The 6,264-nt window shown below is 52.6% G+C and carries 5 protein-coding genes; all 5 read right to left on the reverse strand.

Features of this window, described 5'->3' with window-relative positions; all coding sequences use genetic code 11:
• Positions 1-200 precede the first annotated feature (200 nt).
• A complete protein-coding gene (locus EJP87_RS13130; RefSeq protein ID WP_130472327.1) occupies positions 201-1,088 on the reverse strand; it encodes a TauD/TfdA family dioxygenase in 888 nt (295 codons plus the stop codon).
• Positions 1,089-1,222: 134 nt separating this feature from the next.
• Positions 1,223-3,103 (reverse strand): NAD(P)-binding protein, encoded by a 1,881-nt coding sequence (locus EJP87_RS13135; RefSeq protein WP_130472328.1) that lies wholly within the window; start codon positions 3,101-3,103, stop codon positions 1,223-1,225.
• A 60-nt stretch (positions 3,104-3,163) separates the two neighbouring features.
• Positions 3,164-4,237, reverse strand: coding sequence for a dissimilatory-type sulfite reductase subunit beta (dsrB, locus tag EJP87_RS13140; protein WP_130472329.1), 1,074 nt, complete (start codon positions 4,235-4,237; stop codon positions 3,164-3,166).
• 56 nt (positions 4,238-4,293) lie between these two features.
• Complete coding sequence (gene dsrA, locus EJP87_RS13145; RefSeq protein ID WP_227657633.1) at positions 4,294-5,577, reverse strand: dissimilatory-type sulfite reductase subunit alpha; 1,284 nt, start codon at positions 5,575-5,577, stop codon at positions 4,294-4,296.
• A 330-nt stretch (positions 5,578-5,907) separates the two neighbouring features.
• Positions 5,908-6,264: flagellin (locus EJP87_RS13150; protein ID WP_265332127.1), on the reverse strand; the 357-nt coding region annotated here is incomplete at its 5' end.

A 6,264-nucleotide genomic window follows, 5' to 3' on the forward strand; every position in this document is an offset into this window, starting at 1 on the left:
CTGACCCAACTGGCAGAATCACCGCGAAAACGTAAGCGACAAATGGCTGTATCGGGGAAAACATGTTAGCGCATATGGGGCTTTGCCCTGCACCCACCAGGAGGAGATAATCTCCTCCTGGACCTCCATAATAATGTTCAGGTTTACAAATGCGCTTGCCGTGGATATTTCCCTGCTGGCAGACTCCTGTACCGCTCAACCTATCTGCTGGGCAAACGATCAAAAAAACGTGCCCGATATAAAATACGTCCCTCTGCATCCGGCAAGTCGCGAAAGGCGTTGCGGGTATGTAAAACATTATTGCTGATCAAACCCCAACCGCTCTGCAAGCGTCCACGAAACAGATAGGGAGAGGGTTCCTGCAACACTTGGCGAAAGGCCGCCAGCGCTTCTGTGGTGGCGCTATCGCTACGCCAACGAATACTTTTGTGCCGATTGGTAAAGCGTGTGTGCAGTGTTCCTTCGGCATTTACGGAAAAGACCGGGCCACTGCGTTCAGGGCGTGCCACCTCGCCCTGCGCATCCAAACGAGCCGGAATGGTCATCACATCCTTTTCCATCAAGGTGGCAATCCACTGCGGATTGCGGTCACGTAACTGCATATAGACCAGTTCATGGTCCAGCAGCTCATTCTCTCCACCCTCATGGGCCGGACGCTCGCAATACAAACACAAACTCTGCACCTGATGATCCGCCGGATTATAATAGCCATCGGTATGCCATCCAATAGCCGCCGCACGGTAGGGAATATAGGCGGCAAACGGATCATAGGCTGAGCCGCCTGGGGTCAACGCCGACAGACCATCCTCGCCTGCTCCCAGATTGCGATCCAGCTCATGTATACCCAACTGCGCGGTCAGAGCGGGTAGGGGATTGCTTTGTACCTTTTCGGGATGGAGCAAACGAAACAAGGCCATATTGCTTTTGGCGCAACGCGCTAAAAGGGCGCTCCGCTCGCGGTCGGTTAAGGCAAAAGGATCGGCAATCTCCACCAACAAATCGGCCAACGAGCTCGGATACTCTGCCAATTTATCCCGTTTCCATGCTTGGTAGAGTGGTTCATTGTCTAAAGCAAACGCTGTCGTCATCTTCATGCTCCGTGTATGCGGCATCCCTTGCCCCCTCCAGGAAGCAGCAGATCCCCATATGAAAAAAAAGGCGGGAGAGTATGCTCTCTCCCGCCCGTTGGCAACGGTTTTGTAACCGTTGTTGAAGCGCTGTACTACAGACCCATGCCCATCTGAATATAGCCACAGGGACATGATTGGAAACAGACATGACACCCATTGCATTTGGTATAGTCTGTAAACATCACCTGACCCTGCGGACGTTTCAGATCACGATGAATCGTCTCTTTGGGGCAGTAAATACGGCATTGGTCACAGGCAAAACATAAGCCGCAGCTCATGCAGCGTTTGGCCTCAGCCATGGCCTGCTCGGCAGTAATGGTGAAGGTGGTCTCTTTGAACCCTTCAATCGCTTCGTGCGCATCCAGTCTGGCCTCTTCATTGCGGGGGGCCTTGCGGTAAAAGTCAAGCCGCATCTCTTCGACGCGAACCGGTTTGACTTTGCCCGGTAATTGATGTTTGGCACCCTTCAAGAAGCTGTGCATTGCCCGTGCGGCTTGCCGACCATGTCCCACGGAACGGGTAGAGATGCCCAACCCCAACACATCACCACCGGCAAACACCCCCGGCAATGAGGTTTCAAAAGCGTTGTTGGCGCTGATCCATCCCCATTTGTTGGCCAAATCGCCCATGCCCTCTTCCAACTCCGGCACCTGACCGATACCCATGATCACTGTGTCACAGGGCACGGTGAACTCTGAACCGGGAATCGGTTCTGGACGACGCCGACCCGATTTATCGGGGGCACCCAACTGCATGCGAATACAACGTGCTGCGACAGCACGACCTCCTTCGGTCAACAACTCCACCGGAGCTGCCAGCAGTTCAAAGCGGACACCCTCTTCAATCGCTTCATCCACATCTTTGGCGATTGCGGGCATCTCATCTTTGGTACGACGATAGAGAATGGTGACCTCTGATCCACTAGCAACCCGACGGACAATGCGTGCCGAGTCTACTGCGGTTTTTTCAGTACTGACCACCTCTTCTTCTTTGCGTGCCTCTTCATCAATCTCTTTGCGCACCGCATCATAACGGGCATCATCACCCGACTCTTCTGCAGCAAGCAGCTCTTTTTGCAAACGCAAGGAGACACGGGCGGCATCCATGGCGCTGTCACCACCACCGATGACCACCACCCGTTTGCCGATCTCCACTTTGGCACCGGTGTTGACCCGATTGAGAAAACTGGCTGCCGTAAAGACATTGGCCGAATTTTCACCCGGAATATCCATATTGCTGCCCTTGTGTGCACCCAAGGCCAGATAGACTGCAGCAAACTCCTTGCGCAACTGCTCAAAGGAGAGATCCCGACCAATACGGGTGTTACACTTCAACTCCACACCAAGATCCAAAATATTTTGGATTTCAGCATCCAAAACTTCATCCGGCAAGCGATAGGTGGGGATGCCATAACGCAACATGCCACCCGCTTTTTCAAAGGCTTCAAAGATGGTCACTTGATAGCCACGGCGCGCCATCTGGTAGGCACAAGAGAGTCCGGAAGGACCAGAACCAACCACGGCAATTTTTTGCGTTTTGGTGACATCGGTAAGCTTTTTAAACTTCAGCTTGCGGCGCAAACCATGATCACCGATAAAACGCTCCATATTGTTGATGGCGACCGAACCATCTTCCTTATGCTGGCGGTTGCATCCCGATTCACAGGGATGCGGGCAGATACGCCCATGGGTTGCCGGCAAAGGATTTTTATCGGTCAAAATTTCCCAGGCCTTATCCAATGCCTGCTCCTGGGTCATTTTATACTGACTGGCCTGAGCAATGACTGTCAGATAGCCGCGAATATCCTCGCTGCTGGGACAGGCATCTTTGCAGGGCGGCAGCCGTTGCACATAGGTGGGACATTTCCAACTGCTGCCGTTACGCACAACAACCTCTTCCGCGACGGACTTGCGTAAAGTCGGCTCAAGGTCGTCCCTGGTATAATCTTTGGTAAAGATAGTGGGTACTAACATGGATGACTCCTTCTGCCCGATTGTCTCGAGCGCCGAAAATGAGCGTTTATTCAGCCCCTGTTACAAACGGACCATCGCGGACCGGTTCAGGTTGGACAACGCTTCCGGGCTGTCATCAATGTGATATTTGGTGAACGGGAAGCCGGTTTTTTCAAAGAAACGCTGCCAGCCGATCCGTTCGATCCATTCGCCAACGCGCTCCCAATCCTTAGCACCTTCCTTGTAGGCGGTGAGAATCCGGCGAATAGCCGCAGAGACCTCTGGCCAACGGGGTGGATTGTTGGGGATGCCCCATACTGCCAACTTCATGAAGGTTGGAGCAGAACGGGCGTTGGACATTTTACCACCGACCCAGATGGAGAGGGTATCGGTTTGCGCGTCACGAATCTCCATGCTGGGGCACTGACCATGGCAAGCACCACAGTACATGCACTTTTCTTGCACCACTTCCACACTTTCATTGCCATTGACCACAGCCGGACGAATCGCCGCTGCCGGGCAAATGGCCACCACTTTTGGCAACTCGCAGATCTGCATGTTGTCATGGTTGATGCGTGGCGGATGATGGTGCTGCACGATCACAGAGATATCACCATGGCTGGCGCAGTTGATCTGGCAGCATGAGGTGGAGAGATGTACCCGGTTGGGGAAGCTCTCGGTTTTGAACTCCTCAATCAAATCATCCATCATCGCTTTCACCGAGCCGGCGGCATCGGTTCCAGGCAGGTTGCAGTGCAGCCAGCCCTGGGTATGGGCAATGTTGGAAACGGAGGGACCAGTACCACCGACCGGCCAACCCAGATCTTTTTCCACTGTGTTGATCAGGCCATCCAACTGAGAGGCATCACCCAACAAAAATTCGATATTGGCGCGGGTGGTGAAACGGACAAACCCCTCGCAATATTTATCGGCAATATCGCACACTTTGCGCACGGTATCGGCGCTCATGGTGCGCGGAGAACCGGCCCGCACTGTATACAGTTTATCACCGTTTTCGGCCACATGGACCAAAACCCCGGGACGCAACCGCTCATGATAATCCCACTTGCCATAGTTTTTGGCCATCAGCGGATGCAGATATTGGGTATAGTCGGGAGCCCCCTGGTCCCGAGGTGCCATTGCTTTTTCGCTCATCTTGAATCTTTCTCCACAATGTATCGGTCAGTAGTATGAGAGAGTCGTATCCGTGCTCAATCAGCCGTTTCCGGCCCTTCGGATTCCCGGTTCCACACTTTGGGATTTTGCGTTTGTTCGCCACCAAAACGGGTGGGCGCCAACTCTTCAAATTTGATGTAGGGTGAGGTACGAGGACGCAAAATCATCCGGGGATCCGGCTCCATGCCGATACCATCCAGGAAGGTGGCCATGCCAACCCGATGAATGAATTCACCGATTCGCTCATGATCCATGCCGTTATCGTTCCAGAACTCCCATACCCGCTCGATAAACTCTTTCAGATTTTCCAGATCCTCATCGGTCTCCAGCTTCATGAAGGGGACCAACACCGAGCTCATGGTATCGCCAATCTTCAGGGTGCGATGGCCGCCGACCAGAATGGTCACACCGCGATCCTTGCCTGGTTTCAGGGCTTTGTTCATGACATTGATGCAGTGCATGCAGCGCACGCACTCGGAATCTTCCACCTTCAGCTCTTTACCACGCACGCTCAAGCAGCGGGTCGGGCAGCGGGTGATCACATTGTCGATCAGATATTCCAAGCCTTTTTCATCAATAAACTCTGCAACTTTTTCTTGATTGACCTGCATCGGACCGCGCCAGGTGCCGATAATCGGCATGTCGGAGCGCACGATCGAGTTGCCGCAGTCGTTGCCACAGCCAGAGAGTTTGAATTTGAATTTGTAAACAAATTCAGGGCGATGCAGAAATTCGATGAAGCTGTCGGTGATAAACTTGGTGGTTTTCATGGTGTCGAAGCAGGCCATTTCGCAACGCGCCTGTCCCACACAGCATTGCAGGGTACGCATGGCGGCGCCAGAACCACCAATATCCCAACCATCATTCATCAGATCTTCGGCGACATTCATCGAGCCGTTGTCATCAAAACCCAACAGCAAAATATCACCAGACATGCCATGCAGTTGCAAAATACCGGCACCGTGACGTTCTGCGCTATCGGCCAAGTTGCGCAATGCGGCAGTGTTATAGACCCAACCCGGTGGCTCAATGACCCGCACAGTGTGGAAGTTGGCCAGAGCCGGATATTTGTCCGCTTTTTCAGATACACGTGCAATCACCCCGCCGCCATAGCCAGGCACGTTGATGATTTTGCCCAACCAATAGTTCCATTTGTTCTCGTAAGACTCTTCCAACTGGTTGAGAAGCTGGACAATCTGCGGCCGCTTCTTGGAATACTCCTTCAGATCTTTGACAAAACTGGGCCAGGGGCCCGATTCCAACTCATTCAACAACGGCGTTTTCAACGCCATTCCAGGGGAACTGTCTTCGTTGCTCATGCGACACTCCTTGGCGAGAGGTTCAAATTTAGAAACCAAAACAACCAGTTAGATTCCATCTTTCCGGTCGGACTACAGCAATTCAGCTACAAATCAGTGATTCGCGCAAGTATAAACCAAGCTTGAGTCTGCATACAACAGAAAATCATAAAATTCTAATATAAACACATTCACATGTTCTGAATAAATTAGATAATTATCAAATTATTCTGATTTTGGCGCGCATCTCCCACAGAGAGCAGTTCTCAAGCTCTGCTCCAGGCAAAAAAAAGCCCCTGTTCCCACAAGGAACAGGGGCAGAAATGGGCTGCAAGGGAAAAAGCAGGCCAATTATGAATTATTGGCACTACTTGCAGACAACAATTTTAACAGCGACTGGGCCTGCATGTTGGCCTGAGCCAAAATGGCCATCGTAGCCTGCTGACGAATCGATTGATTGGCGGCATTGGCACTCTCTTCCGCATAATCGGTATCGGCGACACGGGAATGGGCCTCTGTATAGCCCAGCGAGGTGGCATCCAAGGTGTCGGCAATCGCTTGCAAGCGACTTTGCATGCCACCGATGGTGGCCCGCAGCATGCTGATAGAGTTGAGCGCGCTATCGGCATTGTCAATGGTTGTGCTGGCATTGGCGGCGGTATCCACCTTCAAATAGGAACCGCTGTTGTCGGTTCCCAAGGCGGCCAG

The organism is Candidatus Magnetaquicoccus inordinatus, from assembly GCF_004217665.1.
GTDB lineage: Bacteria > Pseudomonadota > Magnetococcia > Magnetococcales > Magnetaquicoccaceae > Magnetaquicoccus > Magnetaquicoccus inordinatus.